Consider the following 515-nt stretch of genomic DNA (forward strand, 5'->3'; position numbering starts at 1 on the left):
CATGGCCCTCAACAACCTGTCCAATAGCCTCGCCGCGCTCGGCCGGCGCGAGGCGGCGCTGGCGGCGATCGAGGAGGCGGTGGCGAGCTACCGCCAGTTGGCCGAGGCGCGGCCGGACGCCTTCCTCCCCAACCTCGCCAGTGCCCTCAACACCCTGTCCGTCCGCCTCGCCGACCTCGGCCGGCGCGAGGCGGCGTTGGCGGCGAGCGAGGAGGCGGTGGCGATCCGCCGCCATCTGGCCGAGGCGCGGCCGGACGCCTTCCTCCCCGACCTCGCCATGGCCCTCAACACCCTGTCCGTCCGCCTCGCCGACCTCGGCCGGCGCGAGGCGGCGCTGGGGGCGATCGAGGAGGCGGTGGCGATCCGCCGCCAGCTGGCCGAGGCGCGGCCGGACGCCTTCCTCCCCGACCTCGCCATGGCCCTCAACAACCTGTCCAACAGCCTCGCCGAGCTCGGCCGGCGCGAGGCGGCGCTGGGGGCGATCGAGGAGGCAGTGGCGAGCTACCGCCAGCTGG

Annotated in this window: 1 protein-coding gene; it reads left to right on the plus strand. The window is 75.7% G+C overall.

Features of this window, described 5'->3' with window-relative positions; genetic code table 11:
- A partial coding sequence (locus E2C05_RS32435; RefSeq protein ID WP_133223676.1) for a tetratricopeptide repeat protein occupies window positions 1–515 on the plus strand: 515 nt, incomplete at both ends.

Source organism: Paracraurococcus ruber (genome assembly GCF_004353985.1).
Classification (GTDB): Bacteria; Pseudomonadota; Alphaproteobacteria; order Acetobacterales; family Acetobacteraceae; genus Paracraurococcus; species Paracraurococcus ruber.